23 protein-coding genes are annotated in these 23,048 nt (G+C 71.7%); 8 read left to right on the top strand and 15 right to left on the bottom strand.

The window, feature by feature from the left end:
* Window positions 1–214: 214 nt before the first annotated feature.
* Together GA0070609_RS25545 and GA0070609_RS33410 are read right to left on the bottom strand one after the other, a co-directional pair.
* A complete protein-coding gene (locus GA0070609_RS25545; protein WP_088996144.1) occupies window positions 215–880 on the bottom strand; it encodes a DUF4145 domain-containing protein in 666 nt (221 codons plus the stop codon).
* A 491-nt stretch (window positions 881–1,371) separates the two neighbouring features.
* A complete protein-coding gene (locus tag GA0070609_RS33410) occupies window positions 1,372–1,977 on the bottom strand; it encodes a hypothetical protein (protein ID WP_157748298.1) in 606 nt (201 codons plus the stop codon).
* A 280-nt stretch (window positions 1,978–2,257) separates the two neighbouring features.
* Here GA0070609_RS33410 and GA0070609_RS25540 point away from each other — a divergent pair, with 280 nt between their 5' ends.
* Window positions 2,258–2,833 (top strand): hypothetical protein, encoded by a 576-nt coding sequence (locus GA0070609_RS25540; protein ID WP_157748297.1) that lies wholly within the window; start codon window positions 2,258–2,260, stop codon window positions 2,831–2,833.
* Between the two features lie 310 nt (window positions 2,834–3,143).
* Here GA0070609_RS25540 and GA0070609_RS25535 read toward each other — a convergent pair whose 3' ends face one another.
* The 3 genes from GA0070609_RS25535 to GA0070609_RS25525 are packed head-to-tail and all read right to left on the bottom strand — an operon-like array spanning window position 3,144 to window position 5,815.
* The gene (locus tag GA0070609_RS25535; RefSeq protein ID WP_088996142.1) at window positions 3,144–3,923 is read right to left on the bottom strand and encodes a GNAT family N-acetyltransferase; all 780 of its coding nucleotides are present in this window, start codon (window positions 3,921–3,923) and stop codon (window positions 3,144–3,146) included.
* Window positions 3,924–3,971: 48 nt separating this feature from the next.
* Window positions 3,972–5,264 (bottom strand): MFS transporter, encoded by a 1,293-nt coding sequence (locus GA0070609_RS25530; RefSeq protein ID WP_088996141.1) that lies wholly within the window; start codon window positions 5,262–5,264, stop codon window positions 3,972–3,974.
* Window positions 5,261–5,815 carry an ArsR/SmtB family transcription factor gene (locus GA0070609_RS25525; protein ID WP_231928414.1) on the bottom strand — a complete coding sequence of 185 codons (555 nt, stop codon included), beginning with the start codon at window positions 5,813–5,815 and terminating at the stop codon, window positions 5,261–5,263. Before GA0070609_RS25525 ends, GA0070609_RS25530 begins: the two co-directional genes overlap by 4 nt.
* Before the next feature lie 115 nt (window positions 5,816–5,930).
* Between GA0070609_RS25525 and GA0070609_RS25520 the strand changes: the two genes are divergently transcribed.
* From GA0070609_RS25520 to GA0070609_RS25510, 3 genes are all read left to right on the top strand, one after another.
* On the top strand, window positions 5,931–6,608 hold the full coding sequence (locus GA0070609_RS25520; protein WP_088996139.1) for a DUF1028 domain-containing protein: 678 nt from the start codon (window positions 5,931–5,933) through the stop codon (window positions 6,606–6,608).
* 135 nt (window positions 6,609–6,743) lie between these two features.
* Window positions 6,744–7,352, top strand: a complete 609-nt coding sequence (locus GA0070609_RS25515; protein WP_088996138.1) for a hypothetical protein — start codon at window positions 6,744–6,746, stop codon at window positions 7,350–7,352.
* Between the two features lie 159 nt (window positions 7,353–7,511).
* Window positions 7,512–7,883 (top strand): nuclear transport factor 2 family protein, encoded by a 372-nt coding sequence (locus GA0070609_RS25510; protein WP_231928413.1) that lies wholly within the window; start codon window positions 7,512–7,514, stop codon window positions 7,881–7,883.
* Between the two features lie 5 nt (window positions 7,884–7,888).
* Here GA0070609_RS25510 and GA0070609_RS25505 read toward each other — a convergent pair whose 3' ends face one another.
* A complete protein-coding gene (locus GA0070609_RS25505) occupies window positions 7,889–9,088 on the bottom strand; it encodes a low temperature requirement protein A (protein ID WP_088996136.1) in 1,200 nt (399 codons plus the stop codon).
* Between the two features lie 173 nt (window positions 9,089–9,261).
* Window positions 9,262–9,726: a carboxymuconolactone decarboxylase family protein gene (locus GA0070609_RS25500; RefSeq protein ID WP_197700187.1), complete on the bottom strand. Its 465-nt coding sequence runs from the start codon at window positions 9,724–9,726 to the stop codon at window positions 9,262–9,264.
* Between the two features lie 148 nt (window positions 9,727–9,874).
* Between GA0070609_RS25500 and GA0070609_RS25495 the strand changes: the two genes are divergently transcribed.
* A complete protein-coding gene (locus GA0070609_RS25495) occupies window positions 9,875–10,741 on the top strand; it encodes a sigma-70 family RNA polymerase sigma factor (RefSeq protein WP_088996135.1) in 867 nt (288 codons plus the stop codon).
* Between the two features lie 151 nt (window positions 10,742–10,892).
* On the opposite strand, the gene GA0070609_RS25490 is transcribed toward GA0070609_RS25495, so the two are convergent.
* From GA0070609_RS25490 to GA0070609_RS25475, 4 genes are all read right to left on the bottom strand, one after another.
* Window positions 10,893–11,084: a general stress protein CsbD gene (locus tag GA0070609_RS25490; RefSeq protein WP_088996134.1), complete on the bottom strand. Its 192-nt coding sequence runs from the start codon at window positions 11,082–11,084 to the stop codon at window positions 10,893–10,895.
* Window positions 11,085–11,195: 111 nt separating this feature from the next.
* Window positions 11,196–12,029 carry a hypothetical protein gene (locus tag GA0070609_RS25485; RefSeq protein WP_088996133.1) on the bottom strand — a complete coding sequence of 278 codons (834 nt, stop codon included), beginning with the start codon at window positions 12,027–12,029 and terminating at the stop codon, window positions 11,196–11,198.
* A 109-nt stretch (window positions 12,030–12,138) separates the two neighbouring features.
* Entirely contained in the window at window positions 12,139–13,215 is a 1,077-nt protein-coding gene (locus tag GA0070609_RS25480; protein WP_088996132.1) for a DUF4352 domain-containing protein, read from the bottom strand.
* Between the two features lie 134 nt (window positions 13,216–13,349).
* Window positions 13,350–14,000 carry a 4'-phosphopantetheinyl transferase family protein gene (locus tag GA0070609_RS25475; RefSeq protein ID WP_088996131.1) on the bottom strand — a complete coding sequence of 217 codons (651 nt, stop codon included), beginning with the start codon at window positions 13,998–14,000 and terminating at the stop codon, window positions 13,350–13,352.
* A gap of 226 nt (window positions 14,001–14,226) precedes the next feature.
* Here GA0070609_RS25475 and GA0070609_RS25470 point away from each other — a divergent pair, with 226 nt between their 5' ends.
* Window positions 14,227–14,487 carry a hypothetical protein gene (locus GA0070609_RS25470; protein WP_088996130.1) on the top strand — a complete coding sequence of 87 codons (261 nt, stop codon included), beginning with the start codon at window positions 14,227–14,229 and terminating at the stop codon, window positions 14,485–14,487.
* Window positions 14,488–14,789: 302 nt separating this feature from the next.
* On the opposite strand, the gene GA0070609_RS25465 is transcribed toward GA0070609_RS25470, so the two are convergent.
* Window positions 14,790–16,478 (bottom strand): dolichyl-phosphate-mannose--protein mannosyltransferase, encoded by a 1,689-nt coding sequence (locus GA0070609_RS25465; RefSeq protein WP_088996129.1) that lies wholly within the window; start codon window positions 16,476–16,478, stop codon window positions 14,790–14,792.
* 92 nt (window positions 16,479–16,570) lie between these two features.
* Between GA0070609_RS25465 and rsmI the strand changes: the two genes are divergently transcribed.
* Entirely contained in the window at window positions 16,571–17,410 is an 840-nt protein-coding gene (gene rsmI / locus GA0070609_RS25460; RefSeq protein WP_408630679.1) for a 16S rRNA (cytidine(1402)-2'-O)-methyltransferase, read from the top strand.
* Window positions 17,411–17,512: 102 nt separating this feature from the next.
* On the opposite strand, the gene GA0070609_RS25455 is transcribed toward rsmI, so the two are convergent.
* Window positions 17,513–18,433: a hypothetical protein gene (locus GA0070609_RS25455; RefSeq protein ID WP_231928412.1), complete on the bottom strand. Its 921-nt coding sequence runs from the start codon at window positions 18,431–18,433 to the stop codon at window positions 17,513–17,515.
* A gap of 150 nt (window positions 18,434–18,583) precedes the next feature.
* On the opposite strand from GA0070609_RS25455, the gene metG reads away from it, so the two are divergent.
* Complete coding sequence (gene metG / locus GA0070609_RS25450) at window positions 18,584–20,386, top strand: methionine--tRNA ligase (protein WP_088997959.1); 1,803 nt, start codon at window positions 18,584–18,586, stop codon at window positions 20,384–20,386.
* A 58-nt stretch (window positions 20,387–20,444) separates the two neighbouring features.
* Here metG and GA0070609_RS25445 read toward each other — a convergent pair whose 3' ends face one another.
* Both GA0070609_RS25445 and GA0070609_RS25440 read right to left on the bottom strand, forming a co-directional pair.
* Window positions 20,445–21,296, bottom strand: coding sequence for an alpha/beta fold hydrolase (locus GA0070609_RS25445; protein ID WP_088997958.1), 852 nt, complete (start codon window positions 21,294–21,296; stop codon window positions 20,445–20,447).
* 67 nt (window positions 21,297–21,363) lie between these two features.
* Entirely contained in the window at window positions 21,364–22,605 is a 1,242-nt protein-coding gene (locus GA0070609_RS25440) for a hypothetical protein (protein ID WP_088996127.1), read from the bottom strand.
* Window positions 22,606–23,048 lie beyond the last annotated feature (443 nt).

Genomic DNA, 23,048 nt, shown 5'->3' with positions numbered 1-23,048 from the left:
AAGGTTCTCCGCTGGGAGTTCGACACGGAGGACGAGGCGCGGTTAATGGTGCGGCGTCTCGTTCAGGCCGACGGCGGCCAGTGGCGGGAGCAGACCGGCGAAGCGGCTACCCAACCGCCCGTGTGAGGATCAGGCCGAATACGGCAGACGCCGGTGCTGTGCGGCTCGCTCGGATGCCTTCACCATCGCAATGAGACGAGACGGTTGGAGGTGGCTATGATCTAACCGGCGGGGACGCAGGCTTTGCCTCGTTTCGCTTTCGGAACTCTTCGAACCGCTTCTTGTAGACGTAGATGTGATCCAAGAGCGCCTCTGCGAAGTCCAAAGCGTCGTTAGCGTCCTCTCGGCTAACTTGCCGTCCAGTGAAGTGCGCGCCCTGATTGCCCAGTGCTCGCAAGCTGTCCGCCCACTCGGCGATACTGTTATCGATCAAGCCCTCGGTCTTCATTCTCTCGATCTGCCGAGCTAGCGGTCGATCATTAATGTCGTTGTCAACGCCGATTCCCTCAAGCGTTCGCCGAACCATTACCACGGTCGCCGTATATGCCTTCGCTTCGAAGCATGTTCGAGCCTCCTCGAATTCGCGTCGCAATTCCGCAGGTACATCGGTACTGAGTTGGCGACGAGCTGGGTAAACAAACTTAGGAATCTCATTGGGTGTATCAAATACCCAATGTTCGCGGACCTGTAGGGAGGCTTCTCGGCAATTGGTACAGCAAAGTAGGGTGTATTCGAAGTCCGGGTAGTTTGGATCGTCCGGGTTGTCGGGAGGGACGACCACCTGACCCTTGATTTCCTGGATTGCGGGGATGTCGCAGTGTGGGCAGACCATGACCCGTTGGGTCTCACGCCGCGGGCGCGCAGGCACTGGCTCGGACATGGACTGATCCTCACATTTACTCTGTCCATTGACGAGATCCGTGTGAGAACTTTCTGTACGAGATCAAGGCGGCCCGCTTCGCAGGCCGCTCGCGCCGCCGAACCTGGGCCGGGCCGATGGCCCGCCGCCGCGCCTCTGGCCTTCGGCCGCCAGCGCGTCGGTTCCAGCCCGCCGGCGGCGCGACATATGACGAAGCCCCGGGCCGCCATGATCGATGGCAGTTGCCGGGGCTTCAGTTCGACCGAGCACAGGAGCAGTGCCTCCGGCGGGGCGCTCGGGCACTCTGGGATGGTTGGCGCCATCCCGACAACCTCCGTCCGGGCAAAGCCGAGTGGGTGGGGCCTGCCCGGTCAAGGTCGTTCAGACGGTGGTGTGCTCCACCTTGACCGGGCAGGCCCCACCCACTCCACCGAGTGCGGACGAAGGCCGACGGGATGGCTAGGGGGCAAAGCCAGGGGTGCCGGGCAGATCAAGCGGCGCGGATGGTGCGCTTAGTCGTTGCCAGGGTGAGTTGCAAGCGCCCTTGCCTTTGCTTGTGCCTGCCGCTCGTGCCTCCTGGCAGCCCAATCCTGATCGCTCTTGCGCATTCTCTCATCGAACCGCCGATTGAGCCATCGCCAGTATGGCTTGCCGATTATTGGAAGGGTGGGCAAAAGGGTCCACTTGACCCACGCGGGGATTCCCCGTCGGTAGCTTGTGCTTTCTCCTCGCAAGCGCCAAAAACGGCTTTGGGCACCTAGATCTGCTCGCGCCAGGTTGATGAACTCGTCCAGTTCATAATGATCGGGGCCTTGAAGGAGTTCGCAGCGTCGTTCATGGAACCACTCGTATGACGGTGGACTCTTCATCTCGTAATCGTCATCGTCTTCAAGATAGACGACCTCGTCCATGACGTCGTGCACGCTCAGGACCAGGCCGTCTGCCGCATTACAGACCTTCATGGGGCTGATCAATCTGATATCCTGGGCCTTCGCTTCTAGCGCCCTTTTCTTCTCGGTCAGCGACTCGTAGAGCAACTGGGGCATCTCTTCAGGGTTGGCATTCCATGCCTTCTCGAATGCATGGAATGCTTCCATCATTTCATGGGCCGCAATCAAATACTCACGGTATACCGACCTGCGCTCTGACTGTCGCCACCGCCGTCCGGCTGTTATGTACCCGACCCAGCCCGTAAGGAGGCCGGTAAAAGCAGCAAGAAACAGCGAGTCCCGCATACCCATAGAATCACCCCGTAGCAGGGTAGCAACGGGACTCAATCTCTCTAAGCCAGCGGCGGCGTGTGGAGCTGAGCGACGGCAGGTACCCCCATTGTGCGAGCGCCTGCTCCCCCTTGCAGTGGCCTTGCGGGGTGTGCGCTCGAAGGTCACCATGTGTTCCGTGAATACGATCATGGCGTTGCTGACTGGCGGTGGCCTTGCGGCGCTCGGCGGCCTGGTGAGTGGACTGGTGTCGAACTGGCTCGGCCGACGGCGTGACGAGCGCCGGTACGAGCACGAGGCTGAACAGACCGAACGCCGCCACGAGCACGAATGGCGGATGTCGTACGAGCAGAGGCGGCAGGAGCGCATCGTCCGCACCTACGAGGAGGTCATGGACCTTGTGGGCCGCGTAGATCTTTGGGTGACGTTTACCCGGCAGTTCTTTCAGATGGCGGGCGACCCGAAGCCGGAGTTGCCGACCATTGAGGAGCAGGCTCGAGTTCAGGCGCTCCTGGATGTGCACGGTTCACCTGTCGTGCGGGAGCGGTATCGGGACTGGCGGTCGGCGGTGCAGGAGTTGAACCTTGCCGACCAGGAGCTGAGAGCGGCCGAACGGACCGAGGATAGAGGCCGCTCGAGCGCGATCGACTCGGCCGACATCTGGAAGCGGATCGGGGCGGACATCAAGCCGCGGGTGGAGGAGCGGCGTCAGAGGCTAGCGGCCTCGATCTCCGAGGAGCTTGACCGCCGATGAAGATCATCGGGACCAATTCTGGCCCAACCGAGAGTGACCAGGGGTGGCAAGCGTCGGCAAGCGTTGGCAATTCGTTCCCTGGTCAGAGCGTCGATCGGTCCGATTGATGATGTTCGTTCGCCAGGGTGGGTGTAAGGGGTTCAAATTCCCTCAGCTCCACCCAGTTCAAAGGCCGTTTCCCGTCGCGGGAGACGGCCTTTTTGATGTTGCACAGCGGCGAGAAGCGGTCGTCGACCGCAGGATCGATGAAGCTGACCGCGAGCTACTGCGGCCGACGAATCAACGCGATGCGGCAACCGAGCATCGTCGTTCAGACAGACCCTTGCGAGGTCGGCGTCAGGCGCTTGCCCATGCTGATGTCATCGACGTAAGCGTCGTCGATCAGAAACTCGTCGACGTATCGACCTTCGACGGCGTAACCGTGCTGTTCGTAGAGCCGGATGGCGCCGGTGTTGGTCGCCAGGACGCGCAGTCCGATCTTCCTCGCGCCCTGTGAGCCGGCACGGCGTTCGGCGGCCGAGAGCAGGGCTGAGGCGACACCCATGCGGCGGGCTTGCCCGGCTACCAACAGGTTCCACAGGCCGAAGACGTGCGCCCCTTCCGGGAACGGGTTCGTCCGGTGGACACTCACGGTGCCGATGACCTGGCCGCCGAGAGCGGCGACCAGGTGGGTCTCGGGCTTCCGTCGTTCGTTGAAGTACGCCGTTCGCTCCTCGACCCGGGTGGAGGGAAGCCCCGACCCGGCGGTCCACGCCGCACGGTCGAGGGCGAGGAGAGCGGCATCGTCCTCGGTCGCGGCGGGGCGCACCAAGGGCAGCCAGTCGACGGTGAGCGTGTCCTTGGTCGCGAATCGCAGCAGGTGGCCGGTGATGGTGTCCTCCACCGCCGCGACGGCGTCCGCCGTGCCGGCTTTGACGATCATGTCGAAGTGGCCGGTCGAGGCCACGAGCAGGCAGCTGCCGATGCTGAACCTGATGGACCCGCGGTCCGCGTCGAGTTCGGTGGGCACCTTGCGCCCCATGTGGGAGACCAGTTGCTTGATGTAGCGGTGGGGGCGGTCGGTGACGACGTGTGCGGTCGTGTAGAGCATCTGTTGCCTTTCCGGCAGTCGTGACTTCGAAACTGGTGAGGGGACCGATCAGGCGGAGACGACTGCGTCGGTCACCCGGGCGGGGCGGCTGTCCGTTGCCGGGCTCTCCCGGTCGCGAGAACTACGTAGCGCCGCCTCGACCCGGCGGTTGCTGGTCATGGTCGACGTGACGGCGGTCATGGCGAGGAGGAGGCCGGCGGCGGTGTAGAGCGGAGTGCGTACGTCGTAGGTGGTGGCCAGCCAGCCGCCGAGAAAGGCGCCGAACGGAGCGGCGCACATGGCGAGCATGCGGGACGTGGAGGCGACCCGGCCCATCAGGTGGGCGGGGACGACCGCCTGCCGGAGGGAGGGGCCGAGCACCATCGTGGCGCCCATACCCGCTCCGCAGACGGCGAGCGCGAGGCCTGCGACGTACGGGTTCGGGGCGGCGGCAAGGCCCAGGATGGCGAGCCCCTCGGCTGCGGCCGTGCAGGTGAGCGCGGTGCCGGTGCCGAGCCGTCGGCCGAGGAACGAGGCGATGCCCGCGCCGAGCAGACCGCCGGTGGCCTCCGCCGTGAGGAGCAGGCCGAAGCCGAAGGCGCCGATGCCGAGACGCTCGTGCGCGAAGAGGGCGAGGACGGTCCCCACGGCGAGGAAGGCGACGTTCCCGACCGCCGGGCGCAGCGCGAGCCCGAGCAGCAACCGGTCCCGGAAGACGTACGAGGCCCCGGCCCGAGCCTGCCGCAGCAGCGACTCACGGACCTGCGGTACGGGCCGGGGCACGGCGGGCAGCGACCGTACGAGCAGTGCGGAGAGCGCGAACGACACCGCGTCGGCGAGCAGCGGAACCGCCCGCCCCAGCGCGAGCAGCGCACTGCCCGCAGGCGGCCCCGCGAAGCCGGACATGGCGGTCTGGGCTCCGCGCAAGCGAGAGTTGGCTCGCTCCAGGAGCGCGGGGTCGCGGCCGAGCAGATCCGGCAGATAGGCCGTGGCGGCCGTGTCGAAGAAGAGTCCGCCGAGGCCGAGCAGGAAGGCGACGGCCGCGAGCAGCGGAATGCTCAGCACGTCGAGCGCGGCCGCTGCCGCCGGTATCGCGAGCAGGACCGCACGCGCCGCGTCCATGACCCACATCGTGCGCCGGCGGTCCCAGCGGTCCACCAGCGCACCGCCCAGCACCCCGAAGAGCAGCCACGGCAGCGTCCCGGCGGCCGTGACGACGGCGAGCGCCATCGGGTCCCGCGTCAACGTCAACGCGAGCAGCGGCAGCGCGGCGTGCGACACCCCGTCGCCGAGCGAGGAAACCGTCTGCGCAGCCCACAGCCGTCCGAACCCGGTCGGCAACTTCTGAGCGTCTGAGGTCACTTGGCGTCCCCTTCGGCCTTCTCGCGCCGCGCCGGGTGGAACAGCGCGAAGACGAGGGACGCGTCCGGCAGCGACGGATCCGACAGCTCCCGGTACTCGTCCGCCAGCGCCGCCAACCGCGCCCCCAGCTCCGCGAACTGCTCGTCGGTGAGCCGCAGGTGCGCCATCCGTACGTGCCGCTCGCCATCCCGCGGCGCTGCCTCCAGGTCCGCCACCGCGTGCCGCATCAGCACGTCCGGCCCTCCCTCGCCCGGATCCGGCAGCACGATCGTCCGCGCGGCCATGGCGTAGTACCGCTCGGTGACCCCCCGCACCTTCCGCGTTCGCACCACCTTCACCAGGCCGGCCCGTTCGAGCAGTCGGATGTGGTAGCTCGAGCTCCCCTTCGCGAGGCCCACTCGTTCGGCGATCTGCGTGATCGTCGCGGGCTCGAAGCGGAGCACGGCCATGATCCGGTGACGCGCGAGGCTGGAAATGGCGCGTAGCTGTTCGGCGGTGGTGACGTGAAACGTCTCGGGGAGATCATCGATAGGCACGTGAGCAATGGTCAACGATTCTTGACCATTGCGCAAGGGGGATTCCTGCGGCTCTTTCCGGGTTGAACGACGCGAACGGCCGATTCCGGGTGGGAGGGCATGCCGGGTGTTCGTCCGGGTATCTCCCACCGTGACCTTCTCGATCGCGGCGCGGTGTCCGCGTACCGGCCGGCTCGGGGTGGGTGCCCTGACGGCCAGACCGGCGGTCGGCAAGCTCGTCGCCCACGTCCACTCCGGCGCTGGTGCGGTGGCGACCCAGGCCACCGTCAACCCGTTCCTGGCCTACGACGGCCTGCCGCTGCTCGCCGAGGGCCGCTCGCCGCGGGACGTGCTGACCGAGCTGCTGGCCCGGGACCCGGGTCGGGAGGTGCGGCAGGTCGGCATGGTCGACTGCCAGGCTCGCTCGCACGCCTTCACCGGCTCGCGTACCCGGGACTGGGCGGGGCACCTCACCGGGCCGGGTTACGCGGTGCAGGGCAACCGCCTGGTGGGCCCGGAGACGCTCGCGGAGATCGTTCGGGTGTTCGCGGAGAGCCGGGACCTTGACCTGGCGGAGCGGCTCGTGCTGGCCATCGAGGCCGGCGAGGCGGCCGGCGGTGACCGGCATGGCGCCCGGTCGGCGACCGTGACGGTGATCGGCGACCAGCCGTATCCGCTCTGGGACGTGCGGGTCGACGACGCCGAACATCCGGCGGGGGAACTGCGCCGGCTGTACGGCGTCTTCGAGCAGGAGGTGCTGCCGACCATCCAGGGGCTGCCCACCCGCGACGATCCCATGGGCGAGGCCGCCCGGCAGGCGCTCGGGTAGCTCGCGGACCGCCTGCGGCCGCGCCTGACGACCGGCCCGCGGTGGCGTCGGGCGCGTGACGCGGCAGCAGCCACCGCACCCCGCCGGTGGACGTCGGACCGGGAGGCGGTTGCCGGCCAGTCCCATGATGGTCGGGTGGACGAGGGCGTGCGGCTGCAGCGCAACACGGCGAAGCTGCTTGCCTTCTACCTCTTCATCGTCGTCACCGGGGCCGGCGGCTGGCTGGCGGCGACATGGGGTGAGGCGCAGGGCCGCTACACCAACACCGGGCCCTTCCGCGTATGTGCGGCCATCTTCTTCATCTGCGGCATCGCGGCCCTGGGCAGCCTCCTCTGGTCGTTCTACATCCACGTCGACGAACACGGGTTGACCCTTCGCCTCCGGGGCGCCACGACCCGACTGAGCTGGGAATCGGTCGAGTTGCTGACGGTGGAGAAGGCGGGCGAGGGTTGGCAGGACCCCAGGTTGACGATCCGGCTGGTCCCTGGCGCGACGATCCGTGGTCGTATCGCCCGTAAGCAGGATGGGCGGTGCACCTACGAGCTGCTCGGCGTGGAGGACTTCGCCCTGCCGGCGGAAGACGTCCTGGCGATTCTGCGCCGCTATGGGAAGGACCGCGTGGACGGCCGGGTCTACCTGGGCTTTCGAGAGGCGGTCCGGCGGGTGACGGTGTTCATGGCCGAACGGGAGCAGGCGACGGGGGAGAGCGCGGAGCGCGGCGGCGGTGACGGCCCGACGGGTTGATCCCGTACCGCGGTGGCCGCCCGATCTCCCCGGCAGCCGGGCGGAACCCGCAGCCGGCCCGGCTCGGATGGATTCCGGGTCGGTCCGCACGGCAGGGTTCGATCCCCGCGGCCCAGTGGTCGATCGGGTGGCAAGCTGAGGCTCGTGGACAGGGAGCGGGTGACGGGCTGGCTTCGGGCGTACGAGCGGGCGTGGCGGACGCCGGGGACGGAGCCGCTCGCCACGATCTTCACCGAGGACGCGAGCTACCAGCAGGGCCCGTACCGGACCCCGGTCGTCGGCCTGCCGGCGATCGGCAGGATGTGGGAGGCCGAGCGCGCCGGCCCGGACGAGGTGTTCCGGATGGCGAGCGAGATCGTCGCGGTCGATGGCGACACGGCGGTGGCACGGCTGGAGGTCCGCTACGGCGACCCGGTCCACCAGGAGTACCGCGACCTGTGGATCATGCGTTTCGCCGAGGACGGGCGCTGTAGATCGTTCGAGGAGTGGCCGTTCTGGCCGGCGCAGCCGACCGCCTCCCAGGCCAGCTGACGACCTCAGAACGCCGGGTTCGTCTCCGGCCCCGGGTGGTGCACCAGCCCGTCGAGGACGGCGACCCCGGTCATGACCAGCGCGACGGCGAGTGCCGCGGCGATCGGCGGGAGCAGCAGCATGACCGGAGCCACCACGGCCAGCGCCAGTACGCCGAGGGACAGCGCCCGGCAGCGCCGCCCGCTCCGGACCGGCGGGTCGAGGGAGGACCGCCCGACCAGGAAGAGCGCCGGCCCGCCGAAGATGACGGCCAACAGCGCCCAGTCGATCGGCGGGGCCGGGTCCTCGACGACCTGGCCGAAGCCGACGGCGGTGCAGATCACCCCGCCAGCGACGAGCAGCAGCCCGAAACTCGACCACTCGGAGAGCCGCATCGCCGTCTCCGTGGGACGGCCGGAGGTCACCGGATCGCGCGACCCGCCGTGGTAGAAGTAGATCCGCCAGAAGGCCACGACGGTCAGGAAAGCGGCGACGAGTACGGCGCTCCGTTTGACGGAGAAGCCCGGGAAACCGATGGCCGCGCCGGTTTCGAGCACCACCTCGGCGAGGGCGATCATGAAGAACTGGTTGTACCGCTCGGCCAGGTGCTCGAAGGACGTCGTCGGGTAGTTCGGCCGGGTGGAGCCGAGCCGCGGCGCGGGCCAGCTCATCGCGAAGCCGAGGATCTCGATGGCCAGGGCGACGGTCCAGAAGACGCCGCGGCCGAGGCCGCCGCTGATCCCGCCGGCGATCCAGAACACGCCGGACAGCACGTGCCAGCTCAGCACCCGGGCCGGCGCCCGCCACCGCGGATCGCCGCGAAGGGCCAGGGTCAGGTAGAGCGGACGGCCCACCTGGATGAGGACGTACGTCACGGAGAAGACGACGCCTCGTTCGCCGAACGCCTGCGGCAACGAGACCGCCAGCACCAGCGTGCCGAACATCGAGGCCAGCAGCAGGATCTGGATGTCCGCGCGGCGCGGGTCGTATGAGCTGGTCATCAGCGCGTTGAGGGACCAGACCATCCACATCGCGGTGAAGAACAGCACCGTCTGGCCCGCCTCGGAGAGCAGCGAGTGCCGCAGGAAGGTGAGGTCGTCCGCGACCCGCCCGGCGAGCCGGGCGAGCGCGAACACGTAGACGATGTCGAACAGCAGTTCCAGGACGGTCGCCGAGCGAGGAATGCTGGCGTCCCCGAGCCGGCCGGCCCCGACGCGTGTCAACATGTCCGGCTTGGGCGGATACGCACCCTCATCGCGGTCAGTTCTACCACGATCCGGCCGCCGCTCGTGCCGACACGGAGAGCCGGCGACCCGAGGTGGCGGCGGTCCCGCGACCGCCTAGGCCACGCCCGGCCTTCAATCCCGCGACCGCCGTACGCGCTGCCGCCGGTGTCCGGTCAGCCCCAGTTCTGCGGTGCGGGCTGGCGGGTCGTCGCGTTCAACCGGTTGAAGAAGTTGGTGGTGGCTACCCAGAGCACCACCGCGGCCAGCTGCTTCTCGTCGAAGTGGCGCGCCGCCTCCGCCCACACCTCGTCGGAGACCGGGTCGGCCCGGTCGGCGAGCCGGGTCGCGGCCTCGGCGAGCGCGAGCACCGCCCGCTCGGCGTCGGTGAAGTACGGCGTCTCCCGCCAGGCGGCCACCGCGAACAGCCGTTCCTCGGTCTCGCCGGCCTTGCGGGCACTACGGGCACCGGAGTCCACGCAGGCGCCGCATCCGTTGATCTGGCTGGCGCGCAGGTGGACAAGCTCCAGCGTGCCGGCGGGGACGCCGGCGGAGTGCGCCGCCTTGTAGAGCAGGTTGATCGCCTTCACCGCGTCCGGGAGCAGTCCTGCGGGGTTCGGTATACGGGCCTGCACGGTCATCTCGTCCGGTCCTTCCTGTTACGCTCGCCGGCGTTCGTCGCCGGGTCGCTCTCGTCCGTCCCCGAGATGTCGACAGCGGGACGAGCGGCGTGACAGTTGTGACAGCGGTCACGCCAAGGTCGGAGCACCGGCCGGAATTGCGGGGGCGATGAGCGACACCGAACTGCTGGCCCAACGCTTCGAGGAGCACCGTCCGCGCCTGCGCGCGGTGGCCCGGCGGATGCTCGGCTCCCCGGCCGAGGCGGAGGACGCGGTCCAGGACACCTGGCTGCGGCTCAGCCGGGTCGACGCCGAGGGCATCGACAACCTGCCGGGCTGGCTCACCACCACCGTCGGCCGGGTCTGCCTCGATCGGCTGGGCTCCAGCGCCAGCCGGCACGAACAGTCCGCGGACGTGGTCGCCGACGAGCCGGGCCGCGCCGATCCGGATGAGGTCGATCCGGAGCGGGAGGCGCTGCTGACCGAGTCGGTCGGCCGGGCGTTGGACGTGGTGCTGCGCACTCTCGGCCCCACCGAACGGCTGGTCTTCGTGCTGCACGACATGTTCGCCGTCTCGTTCGACGAACTCGCGCCCGTCGTCGACCGCAGCCCGGCCGCCGTACGGCAGGTCGCCAGTCGGGCCCGCCGCCGGGTGCAGAGCGGACCAGCGGCGCCGGAGACGGACCCGGCCCGGCAGCGCGGCATCGTCGAGGCGTTCCTCGCCGCGTCCCGGGAGGGGCGCTTCGACGACCTGCTCACCCTGCTCGATCCGCACGTCGTCCTGCGCTTCGACGCGGCAGCCGTCCGCCGGGGCGGGACCGACGCGGCACACGGCTCCGCCGTCGTGGCAGCCTTCTTCTCCGGACGGGCGCAGGGTGCCGTGCCGGCGGTCGTCGACGCCGCGCCGGGGGCGGCGGTGGTCCTCGACGGCCGCGTCCACATCGTGCTCAGCTTCGTGGTCACCGACCGGATCATCGGCATCGAGGTGGTCGCCGATCCCGCGCAGATCGCCGCCCTCGACCTGGTGGTGGGCTGACCGTCGGTAGGGGGACGCGACCGGTGGCAGGTGGCCCGGCTCGCCGACGTGCGCGCCCAATCGCCCGCTTCCCGCACGGAGCGGCGGCAAGGGCCAGGGCCGTCTCCTCGTGGGAGACGGCCCTGGACGGGTCGGGCACGCCCGACCGGACTCAGCCGGAGAAATCCTCCCGGACGTCCCGGGCGTCCTCCTGGACGTGCTCGCCGGGCTGCTTGCCCCGGATCCGGTCCCGCTGCATCACCCGTTCCGCCTGTGCCCGTTCGTCCTGGTTCATGTCGCCCAGCTGGGCCTTGGCGGGGCCGGCCACCTGCTCGACCCGGTCGTTCGCCCGTTCGAAGCTCATGTCGCCTCCCTGTCCATCCGGGCGGATCGCGGGGACTCCGCCCCTCGGACCCGGGTCCCCGCCCGGCGCCGGGGGAAACCCGCCGCGGGCGGCGAACCGCGGGTCAGGGGATCAGCTCCACTTGAGCCGGGCGAGCTCCCGCTCGAACTCGGCGAGCGTGAACGAGCCGCCCTCGCGCGGCATCAACCGCAGCGAGTAGGTCACCTCGCCGGCCTCCCACCACAGCGTCCACCACCGTCCCTCCTGGCCGGTGACGCCGCCGTCGCGCGAGCCGATCCGTACCGTGGCGACGGCCTCGGGCCGGGACACCGCGGCCGTCGGCTGCGCGCTCAGCAGCAGCCCGGAGCCGTTGGGGCCGTTGTAACCGCGGTGCCAGCCCTCGTCGGTGGACATCCAGTGCGACTCGTACGGGCTCCACCGCCGGTCGGCGGTCAGGTCGGGCAGGTCGCGTTCGTGGTAGACGGGATGCGGCGTACCGGTGGCGGCGTCGCGCAGCGCGCGGTCGCCGAGCGGCGCCCGCAGCGACACCACCAGCGGTACGGCGCTGCCGCTGGCGGCGCAGTCGACCGACTCGATGACGCGGCCGCGCACCGCGACGACGACCTGGGCGCCGTCCTGCTCGGTGACCGTGGCGCGCGGTTCGTAGAGCTCCGAGCACTTGGCGTCGCCGGGACCGGTGTACACGGTGACTGCGGTGCCGTTGCGGGCCACCAGGGCCGACACCCACGGCACCAGGCCTGCCCCGTCGGGTGTGGCCGCCGCCGTGGTGGGCTGCGCGGATGTCCCCTCGGCGCCGGCGCGCTGGCCGCAACCAGCGGTGAGCCCCAGCACAACGGTGGCCATCGCGGCCAGCACGGCGACACCTCGGCCGCGCCCACCCGCCGACCGCTGCCCGGCCGCCGGACGGCCGGCGTGCCTGTCGGTGTAGTCGTCGTCGATGCCCATTGCGGCAATCGCCCCCTGTCCGGACGGGCCCCGCTTCGGGGCAGCGAGAACCGGCCGACGCCGGGGGCCGGCCCCGATCGGGGCCGGCCCTCCAGGTCGGACGCTCGGGCTACGGCTTCCAGGAGCCGGCGGCCTCGAACCGGTGCTGGTATTCCAGTGCGCCGTTCTTGTCGGCCACGTCGAACACCACGGTGCCCGTCCGCTTGCTGCCGGCCCGCAGGTTGTTGCCCGAGCTGAGCGTGTCGCCGCAGCCGGACAGGGCGCTGGCCAGGCCGTTGACCGTGGTGCCGTCGGAGGCCACCCACTCGAAGTAGAACGGGTTGATCGAGCCCTTGCCCTTGGTCACGGTGGCCGTCACGTGCGCGATCAGGTAGAGGCCCTTGTCGGGCTTCGGGGCGTACGAACGGCAGCCCTTGGTCGCGGTGGTGAACTTCGTGACGGTGATCTCGACAGTGCCCTCGTTGTCCGAGAGGACCAGCGTGTCACCGGGCTTCATGTTGAAGGTCTCGCCGTCGGTCTCGCCACCGGCCGAGGCGCTCGGCGCGCCGCTGGGCAGGCCGGGCGCACCGGTGGTGAGCGGGGTGGGCAGGGCCTCGGCCACCTCGTCGGCGGCCTTGTCCGCGCCGGCGACGATCGCGGCGATGCCGCCGACGCAGCAGAGCAGGGTCAGCACGACCGCCGCGATCGCGATGATCAGGACGGTCTTCTTCTTCTTGCCGCCGTTCGGCGCGACCGGCTGCGGCGCGCCGAGCGGGTAGCCGGGCGCACCGGGCGCCGGCATCCCGTAGGCGCCGGGGACGCCCGAGGTGGGCGGCTGCGGCGCGCCGGAGACCGGCGGCGCCCACGGCTGACCGGGAACCGGCGGCTGGGGCGTACCGGAGACCGGCGGCTGCGGCGCGGCCCACGGCTCGCCGGAGACCGGCGGCTGCGGAGCGCCGGACACCGGCGGCTGCGGCGCGGCCCACGGGTCGCCCCCGCCGGAGACCGGCGGCTGCGGGGCGCCGGACACCGGGGGCAGCGGGGCCCACGGGTCGCCGGGCTGCGGCGCGGCGGGCGGTGGCGGCGGGTAACCGCCCTGGTCGGCGGGGAACTGCGGCATCGGGGCCGTCGGCGGGTACGGCTGCTGCTGCTCGGGGTTCTGCTGGTGGGGATCCTGCGGCCCGTATGGGGGCTGGGGGTGGCTCACCGTACTCCTAGGCACCTGACGACGATCGAGAACTGCCTGACGCTACCGTGCGCAAACAACCCTGCATCCTTCCGTGCCCGGTGCCCGCCGGTGGTCCCCTGTTCGGGTCGATGATCCGCCCTGCCGGTCAGCGATCAGGGCAGCAGGACCGCCGCGGTCCGGACCAGCCCGTCGTCCACGGTGAACCGGCCGGTGATCCGGGCCGGAGCGGCCACCGGTGCGGCGTCGACGCGGGCCGGCGCGATGCGGGCGGTGAATGTCCCCGCCTCCGGGTCGAGCGTGACCAGGGCGTCGTGGAAATCCAGCCAGGTGCCGACGACCGGGTGCCAGACCTTGTAGACGGTCTCCTTCGCGCTGAACAGCACCGCCGGCCAGAAGGTGCCGGCGGGCAGCCGGGCGCACCGCTCGTCCTCCTCGGGCAGGCAGATCAACCGGCGTACGCCCGGATTGAGCTCGCGGTGCTGCTCGGCGTCGATGCCCACGGAGCGGACCTGGGTGGCCCGCGCGGCCGCGGCGGCGCAGTAGCCGCGGGTGTGCGTGATGGTGCCGACCACCCCGGCCGGCCAGACCGGCGACCGGTCGGCGGCCGACGGTACGGCGGCGGGGGAGAGCCCGAGCGCGGCCATCGCCCGCCGGGCGCAGACCCGCCCGGCGGTGAAGTCGCGGCGGCGGGTCTCCACCGCCCGCCCGCCGAGGCAGTTCCGCTCGGCCGGCAGCAGCTGGCCGGTCCAGTCGGCCGGGCCGGCCACCGCCACGGCCACCGCGACCGGCAGCAGGTCACGCATCGCGGCCAACCGCAGTACGCTGCCGGCGTGCCGGCCGGGCCGGCGCCCGGACCGCGAAGTGCCCCACCCTCACCACGACTCGGCAACCTACCGCACGGTGTAACGCGGCGGCAGTCGCCGGCGCTACACGCAGTGCCGACTGGGGAGCATCCGGTGTCCGTCCGAACTGTACGGAGGTCGGCGATCCGCGCGTCGTCGTCCTCGGACCGGAAAGGGCCGTGCCGTCATGAACGGTGGTGCATCTGACCCGGGCAACGACCACCTGCCGGTGGTACCCGCCTGGACCTGCGAGACCTGCGGCGGCGAGTGGCCGTGCGCCCCGAAGCAGCGTCGCCTGCTGGAGGAGTACCGGGGTGAGCGTCCGGCCCTCGCCGTCTATCTCGGGTCCTGCCTCGCCGCCGCGACGCAGGACCTGCGGGGCATTCCGGAGCGGATCCTGCAGCGGAGGTTCACCGGCTGGCTGCCGCGCCAGTCCAGATCCTGGTGACGCCGGCGGGTCCGGCCGCCCCGCTGTCCGCTGCTCGCCGCGGATCGCCGGAGGGCGATCGAGGGGCGTCAATGTTGGGCAATGGGGCACGAAAGCGACGCATCACCGTCTGTCGGATGTAAACCATGTGTCCGGCGGCGCATCCGTCGGAAATCTGACCCAAGTCGACCCGTTGTGCCGGTGGTGCGCGGTGGTTAAGCTCTTCATGCGCGCCCCAATCGCCCGCTTCCCCCGTGGCAGGCGATCGGGGCGCGCATCTATGTGCGGGGGGTGTTTCCCGTGCTCACCGGCGATGTCGGCGCTCAGATCCAGCGACCGTCCAGCCACATCCGCGCCGACCACTCCGCGTACGTCATCAGCTTCCCGACGAAGATCGGGTAGAAGTACGCGAAGCAGAGCGCGACCAGCAGCACGTACCCGCCGGCGATCACGCCGCCCACCAGCCGGCGGTCCCGGCTGGCCTCCGGGTCGACGGCCACCTGTTCACCCGGCGGGCCGGCCGGCGACACGATCGCGCCGAGCACGTAGGCCACGGCCAGCACCAGGAACGGCAGCGCCGGGGCGGTGTAGAAGGAGAACATCGTCCGGCCGTCGAGGGCGAACCAGAACCAGGGCAGCAGCCCGGCGGCCACGCAGAGCAGGATCGCCCCGGCCCGCCAGTCCCGCCGAGCAACCCCCAGCCAGACCAGCGCCACCAGGGCGGGCAGGAACGACCACCAGAGCAGCGGCGTGCCGAGCAGCAGGATCTCCGACGCGCAGCTCGGCGCCCCGCAGGCCCCGTCGCCCGACCAGTAGAAGGCCACCGGCCGGCCCAGCAGCAGCCACTGCCACGGCCACGACTGGTACTTGTGCGGGTCGTCCAGGCCGGTGTGGAAGCCGTACGCGGCCTTGTGGTACTGGAACAGGTTGTTCAGCGCCCCGACGACCGGGGTGTCGCTGAGCGGGGCGTTCGGGTAGCGCTCGGCCAGCCGGTAGTAGCCGTCGTCGCTGAGGAACCAGCCCGTCCAGGTGGCCAGGTAGGTGGCCACCATCAGCACCCCGGCCAGCACCAGCCAGGGCAGCTCGTCGAGCAGGGTGTCCCGCCACGGCCGGCGGGCCCCGGCGGAGCGGCGTACGCCGACCTCCCAGAGCAGCACCAGCAGCGCGAACGCGGGCAGGAAGTACAGCGCGCTCCACTTCACCGCGCAGGCGCAGCCGAACAGCACCCCGGCCGCCAGCCGCCACCAGGGCCAGTCCCGCCAGCCGGTGTCCGGCCGCCCGGCCCGGCCCGGTCGGGACGGGTCCAGGCCGGCGTCCAGCGCCCGGGCCCAGCGGCGACGCCGCGCGTCCCGGTCGAGCACCAGCGCGCCGAACGTCGCCAGCACGAAGAAGAGCAGGAAGATGTCGAGCAGCGCGGTGCGGGACAGCACCAGGTGGAAGCCGTCCAGGGCGAGCAGCAGGCCGGCGGCGCAGCCCAGCGCGGTGGACCGGAACAGCCGCCGGCCGATGCGCACCAGCAGCAGCACCGACAGGGTGCCGACCACCGCCGCGGAGAAGCGCCAGCCGAACTCCGGCGCGGTGGTGACCAGGTGCCCGGGGACGGAGATGTTGTGCTCGGCGTCGGAGTAGCCGAAGGCCCACTCGCCGAGCCCGATCAGCCACTTGCCCAGCGGCGGGTGGACCACGTACGACGGGCCGCCGTCCTTGTAGTTCCACTCGACGCCCTTGTCGACCAGGCCCCAGCCGTCCCGGGCGTAGTAGACCTCGTCGAAGATCTTGCCGTTCGGGCCGCTCAGGCCGACGAAGCGGAGGATCGCCGCGATCGCCACGACCACGGCCGTGGCCAGCCAGGAGCGCTCGTCCAGCCGGGCGTCGACGGTGGCCAGCCGCCGGCGCACCACGCCGGGGACGCCGCCGCCCGCCTCCTGCGACGTCCGCCCCGGGTCGCCGCCGGCCGCCGTCGGCTCCGCTTCGGTCCGACCCGAGCTCTGTGCTGTCGACGCACTCGTCACCCGGCGATCGTAGGCTCCGGAGGTGCCCGGTGACGCCCGTCGTCTCCGATATCGGTACGGCCGTCGATGAAGGAGCGTCAATCGTGGGTGAAATGTCCGACACCGGGTGCCTGGTCCTGCTCGGCGCGCCGCTCGGCAACCCCGCCGACGCCTCCGCCCGGTTCCGCGAGGTGCTCGGCTCCGCCGACGTGGTCGCCGCCGAGGACACCCGCCGGCTCACCCGGCTGGCCCGCGACCTCGACGTCAGCGTGCCCGGCCGGATCGTCTCCTACTTCGAGGGCAACGAGGAGCGGCGTACCCCGGAACTGGTCGACGTGCTCGCCGCCGGCTACCTGGTCGCCCTGGTCACCGACGGTGGCATGCCGAGCGTCTCCGACCCCGGCTACCGGCTGGTCCGGGCCGCCCTGGACGCCGGCGTCCCGGTGACCGCCGCGCCCGGGCCCAGCGCGGTGACCACCGCGCTGGCGCTGTCGGGGCTGCCCAGCGACCGGTTCTGCTTCGAGGGGTTCCTGCCCCGCACCCCGGCCGCCCGCCGGTCCCGGCTGCGCGCGCTCGCCGCCGAGCCGCGCACGCTGGTGCTGTTCGAGGCGCCGCACCGGATCGCCGGTGCGCTGGCCGACCTGGCCGCGGCGTTCGGCGCCGACCGGCCGGCCGCGCTCTGCCGCGAGCTGACCAAGACGTACGAGGAGGTGATCCGCCGCCCGCTCGGCGAGTTGGCCCGGTGGGCCGCCGAGGAGGAGCCCCGGGGCGAGATCACCCTGGTGGTGGGGGGCGCTCCCGAGGTGGCCCCGGAACGCCCGGACGACGACGCACTGCGCGCGGCGGTGGCCGCCCGGGAGGCCGCCGGCCTGACCCGCCGGGACGCGATCACCGAGGTGGCCGCCGAGTTCGGCCTGCGCCGCCGCGAGGTCTACACGGTGGTGCACGCCTAGGACCGGCGGTCGACGCCGCGGCCGGGGCCGCGTCGACACCGCCGGCCGTACCGGCACGGGCGGGTCCGCGCCGCGTGCGGCCGGCAGCGCCGCCCGCGGCGGTTACCAGGCGAAGACCAGGAAGCCCGCGGTGATCAGCGCGGGGCCGGCCGCGGCGGCGGCCACCGCCCAGCGACGCTGCCGGGGGTCGGCGAGCCGGGTGGCCCCGGTCCACCGGGCGGTCCCGGCCGCGCAGCCGGCCACCGCGAGCAGCCCGAGCAGCCAGCGCAGGTGGGCCCCGACGCCGTGGTCGGCGTACGCGGTGCCGCCGTCCGGGCCGGTCATCCGGGCGGCGAGGGTCGAGCCCGGCGCGGTGCGCCCGGCCGGCACCCCGCTGACCCGCACGCCGTGCGCGACGTACCGCCCCTCGACGGCGGTGAAGATGCCCCGGCAGCGCTGGCCCAGCCCGTCACCGGCGCAGTCGACCACCACCACGGTGCCCGGCGTGGCGTGCCCGAGCGCGACCCAGAACGGCCCGGCGCTGACCCAGGCGAAGAACGCCGCCGCCAGGCTGAGGCCCACCAGCACGGCCAGCCCGCGCGGCGGGTCGGGAGGGCGCGGCGTCCGGTCCGCCCGCCGGGTCCGGCTCCCGGCGTCGCCCGCCGGCCGGTCCCGGTCCGGCGCCGGGTCCGGCCGGATCGGGGTGCCGTCCCAGTGCACCTCCTCGATCGGCGCCCAGAACTCGTCGTCGCCCCCGTCGGAGAGCCGGCCGCGCCGGCGCCGCCCCCCGTTCGGCTGCCGGACCGGAACCCGGCGCGGGACGGCGTCCACCGGCGCCCCGGTGGTGGGCTCGACCTCGACGGGCGGCCCGGCCGTCGGGTCGTCGGCGGCCGGGGCCGCCGGGCTGGCCTCCGGCCGGGGATGCGGCGCGACGGCGCCGGCCCGTGGCGGCCCGACCGAGTCCCGGCGGGCGTCCCCGACGGCCGGGCCGGATGGACGATCGTCACGGTCGTGGGTCGCTCGGCTGCCAGTCACGACGTTCATTGGACACCGGGGCCGGAAGGCGTATTGGCAGTTCACGGCGCGTGTCGGGGACAAATCGGACCAATGGTCGAGGTGGCCCGGCCGGACCGCCGACCCGCGGAGCCCTATTGGTTCGCGACCGCGCCGCCCGGGTCACTAGGCTTGCTGCTCATGAGTCACGTTCTCGCGGCGGTAGCCTGGCCGTACGCCAACGGCCCGCGCCACATCGGCCACGTCTCCGGTTTCGGCGTTCCCTCCGACGTCTTCAGCCGGTACATGCGGATGGCCGGCCACGACGTGCTCATGGTCTCCGGCACGGACGAGCACGGCACCCCGATCCAGGTGCAGGCGGACGCCGAGGGGGTCACCCCGCGCGAACTGGCCGACCGCTACAACCGGGTGATCGTGGAGGACCTGCACGGCCTCGGCCTCTCCTACGACCTGTTCACCCGCACCACCACCGGCAACCACTACGCCGTGGTGCAGGAGCTGTTCGAGGGGATGTACCGCAACGGCTACATCGTGCCCAAGACCACCATGGGGGCGATCTCCCCGTCCACCGGCCGGACCCTGCCCGACCGCTACATCGAGGGCACCTGCCCGATCTGCGGCTACGCCAGCGCCCGCGGCGACCAGTGCGACAACTGCGGCAACCAGCTCGACCCGATCGACCTGATCGAGCCCCGCTCGAAGATCAACGGCGAGACGCCGGAGTTCGTGGAGACCGAGCACTTCTTCCTCGACCTGCCGGCCCTGGCCGACGTGCTGCGGCAGTGGCTGGACACCCGCGAGGGATGGCGGCCGAACGTGCTGCGCTTCTCCAGGAACCTGCTCGACGACCTCCAGCCCCGGGCCATCACCCGGGACCTGGAGTGGGGCGTGCCGATCCCGCTGGAGGGTTGGCGGGACCGCCCGGACAAGCGGATCTACGTCTGGTTCGACGCGGTGATCGGCTACCTGTCCGCCTCCATCGAGTGGGCCCGCCGCTCCGGCGACCCGGAGGCGTGGCGGAAGTGGTGGTCCGCCGACGGGGAGGGCAAGGACGCCCGCGCCTACTACTTCATGGGCAAGGACAACATCGTCTTCCACTCGGTGATCTGGCCGGCGCTGCTCGCCGGCTACTCCGGCGAGGGGTTGCGCGACGGCGAGCCGGGCCAGCTCGGGCGGCTCAACCTGCCCACCGAGGTGGTCTCCAGCGAGTACCTGACCATGGAGGGGCGCAAGTTCTCCTCGTCCCGCCGGGTGGTCATCTACGTCCGGGACTTCCTGGAGCGCTACGACGCCGACGCGCTGCGCTACTTCATCGCCGCCGCCGGCCCGGAGAGCAACGACACCGACTTCACCTGGGCCGAGTTCCTCCGCCGCAACAACGACGAGCTGGTCGCCGGCTGGGGCAACCTGGTCAACCGGTCCATCTCGATGGCGGCGAAGAACTTCGGCGCGATCCCGCCGGTCGACCCGGCCGGGCTCACCGAGGCCGACGAGGCGCTGCTCGCGGTGGCCCGGGCCGGCTTCGCCACGGTCGGCGACCTGATCGCCCGGCACCGGCAGAAGCAGGCCATCGGCGAGGCGATGCGGGTGGTCGCCGAGGCCAACAGGTACCTCTCCGAGCAGGCCCCGTGGAAGCTGAAGGACGAGGCGGACAAGCCGCGGATGGGCACCATCCTGCACGTCGCCCTCCAGGTGGTCAGCGACGCCAACACGCTGCTCACCCCGTTCCTGCCGCACTCCGCGCAGAAGGTGCACGAGCTGCTCGGCGGCACCGGGGTGCACGCCCCGATGCCGGTCATCGAGGAGGTCGAGGACCTCGACGGCGGGCCGGCGTACCCGGTGCTGACGGGGGACTACACGGTCGGCGCGCGCTGGGAGTCGGTGTCGCTGGCGGTGGGCCGGCCGCTGGCCGCCCCGAAGCCGGTCTTCCGCAAGCTCGACCCGTCGATCGTGGACGAGGAACTGGCCCGGCTCGGCGGCTGAGCCGGCGTACCCGGAACGCGGCCCCGGGGGAGTCCCCGGGGCCGCGCCGCGTACGTGGTCAGGCGCGGGCCATCGCCGGCGCGCCGATGAACTCCATGATCGCCTTGTTCACCTCGGTCGGGTGCGTCCACGGAGTGCCGTGCGGGGCCCCGGCCAGGGTGACCAGCTTGCCGTCGCGCAGCATCGGCGCGAGGCGCTGCCCGGTCACCGGGTAGGGCAGCACGTTGTCCCTGTCCCCCTGGATGATCAACACCGGGACGTCGATGTTCGGCACGTCGTTGCGGAAGTCGGTCTGCCAGGCGTCCACGGAGTCGTGGGTGCCCTTCGCCGAGGCCCGCGCGCCGATCTCCCAGTGCGCCCGGTACGCCTCCTCGCTGACCACCTTGCCCTTGTTCTCGTCCCAGTTGAAGAAGTTGTTGCAGAACTGGGTGAGGAAGGCGAAGCGGTCGTCGATGATCGCCTTCTGGAACCCCTCGAAGATGCTCTTCTCCACACCCTGCGGGTCGTCCGCCGTCTTCAGCAGGAACGGTGCCAGCGGGGCCATCAGCACCGCCCGGTCCACCCGGTTCGAGCCGTACGCCCCGAGGTAACGGGTCACCTCGCCGGTGCCCATCGAGTGCCCGACCAGGATCGCGTTGCGCAGGTCCAGCTCGGTCATCAACACGTCGAGGTCGGCGGCGAAGGTGTCGTAGTCGTAGCCGAAGCCGGGCTGCGCCGAGTTGCCGAAGCCACGCCGGTCGTAGGTGATCACCCGGTAGCCGGCAGCGAGCAGCGGGCCGCTCATCTTCTCCCAGGTCGCTCCGTTGAACGGAAAGCCGTGGATCAGGACGATCGGCTGGCCGCTGCCGTGGTCCTCGTAGTACAGGTCGATCGGGGCGGAATTCTCCGTACCCACCGTGATGAAGGGCATGCTCACTCCTGAACTCCGGGCTCGTCGTCGGCTCGGCGCATTCCCACGGCGTGGGCCGGTATTCCGGTCAGAGCTGATAGGGCAGGTCCACCACCCGGTCGTCGGTGACCTCGGCGGCCGGCGCCCAGGTCTCGTAGACGCCCCGTTCCTGGCACTGCGCCCCGGTCGCGACCACCGCGTCCGGATCCGGCCGGCGGAGCCGGATCCGCAGCCAGCCGGCCTCCTCCCGGAGCACCAGGCAGTCCACCCCCCGCCAACGGGCGTGGCGCAGCCGCCGGGCCACCGCGTCGACCGGGTAGCGGGCGGCCCGGGTCATCGCCAGCACCCGGAACCCGCCGGGCAGGTCGGCCACCGCCTCGTACTCGCCGCCGGCGTACGCGCCGACCAACTGGGTCGAGCGGGGCACCTCGCCGGTCGGCAGGTACTCCTGGTCGGGGGAGAGCCCGGGCACCGCGGCGAGCAGGTGCCGCCACTGCGGGCCGACCATCCGCAGCCAGCCCCGCTGCTCCGCCTGGTAGCTGTAGAGCACCACCTCCACCCCCTCGGCCGGGTAGGCGAGCAGGGTGGCGTTCGCCGGCATCGGCAGGTCGGCGAAGTCCCGGGTGACGAACTCCGGGACGAGCTGGCTGCCGCTCGGCACGAACCCGGTGCCCAGCACCGGCGGGCCCAGCCGGTCCCGGGGCGGCAGCGCGGTCAGCCCCCGGTGCGCCGCGCCGACCGGCGCCGCGTAGTCGCCCGGGTCGGCCGCCCGCCAGCGCAGCACGTACGTCACGTCGCCCGGCCCGCTGTCGGAGTCGGTACGCAGCACCGCGGTGGCCGCCGCGCCGCGCAGGTGCGCCACGTCGTGTTCCCGGTAGCAGAACCCGTGCGGCAGCCAGCCCCGCAGGTGACCGGCGAGCTGCCCCGGGGAGAGCACCTTCACCATCCGGGTGCCCCGCCGGATCACCGCCGAGCCGCGCACCGCGGCGAGCACCGGGTCGCCGGCCGCGGCCGGCTGCTGGCTCAACTGCTGCACCTGCGCCCAGCCGTGCTCCCGGTGCGCCGGCAGCATCAGCGGCGCCTCCGGCTCCTCGGCCGGCACCGGCGCCCCGTACACCGCGCTCACCTCGGTGACGTGCACGAACCGGCGCCACGGCAGCGCGCTGCCCGGCCGCGGCGACCGCTCGAAGCCGGCCACCTCGTCGGCGCTGAACAACTCGTACGCCGCACCCCGGGCGATCTCCTCGGCCGGGTACACCGCGCCGCCGTACGCCACCCGCAGCCCGGTCCGCTGACCGGCGTCCCCACCGGCCTGGGGCAGGACACTCATGCCGGCACTCCGCTGCGCTCCGTGCCGCCATGAGGCACCTCCGCGCTGAGTCGATGATTCGCTCGCTGACGCTCGCTCATGTCGGCACTCCGCTGCGCTCCGTGCCGCCATGAGGCACCTCCGCGCTGAGTCGATGATTCGCTCGCTGACGCTCGCTCATGCCGGCACTCCGCTGCGCTCCGTGCCGCCATGAGGCACCCCCGCGCTGAGTCGATGATTCGCTCGCTGACGCTCGCTCATGCCGGCACTCCGCTGCGCTCCGTGCCGCCATGAGGCACCCCCGCGCTGAGTCGATGATTCGCTCGCTGACGCTCGCTCATGCCGGCACTCCGCTGCGCTCCGTGCCGCCATGAGGCACCCCCGCGCTGAGTCGATGATTCGCTCGCTGACGCTCGCTCATGCCGGCACTCCGCTGCGCTCCGTGCCGCCATGAGGCACCCCCG

Origin of the sequence: Micromonospora echinaurantiaca (assembly GCF_900090235.1) — a bacterium.
In the GTDB taxonomy this organism is placed as follows: Bacteria; Actinomycetota; Actinomycetes; order Mycobacteriales; family Micromonosporaceae; genus Micromonospora; species Micromonospora echinaurantiaca.
Note: the sequence above shows the minus strand (reverse complement) of the source record. Positions and strands in the feature narration are given on the sequence as shown.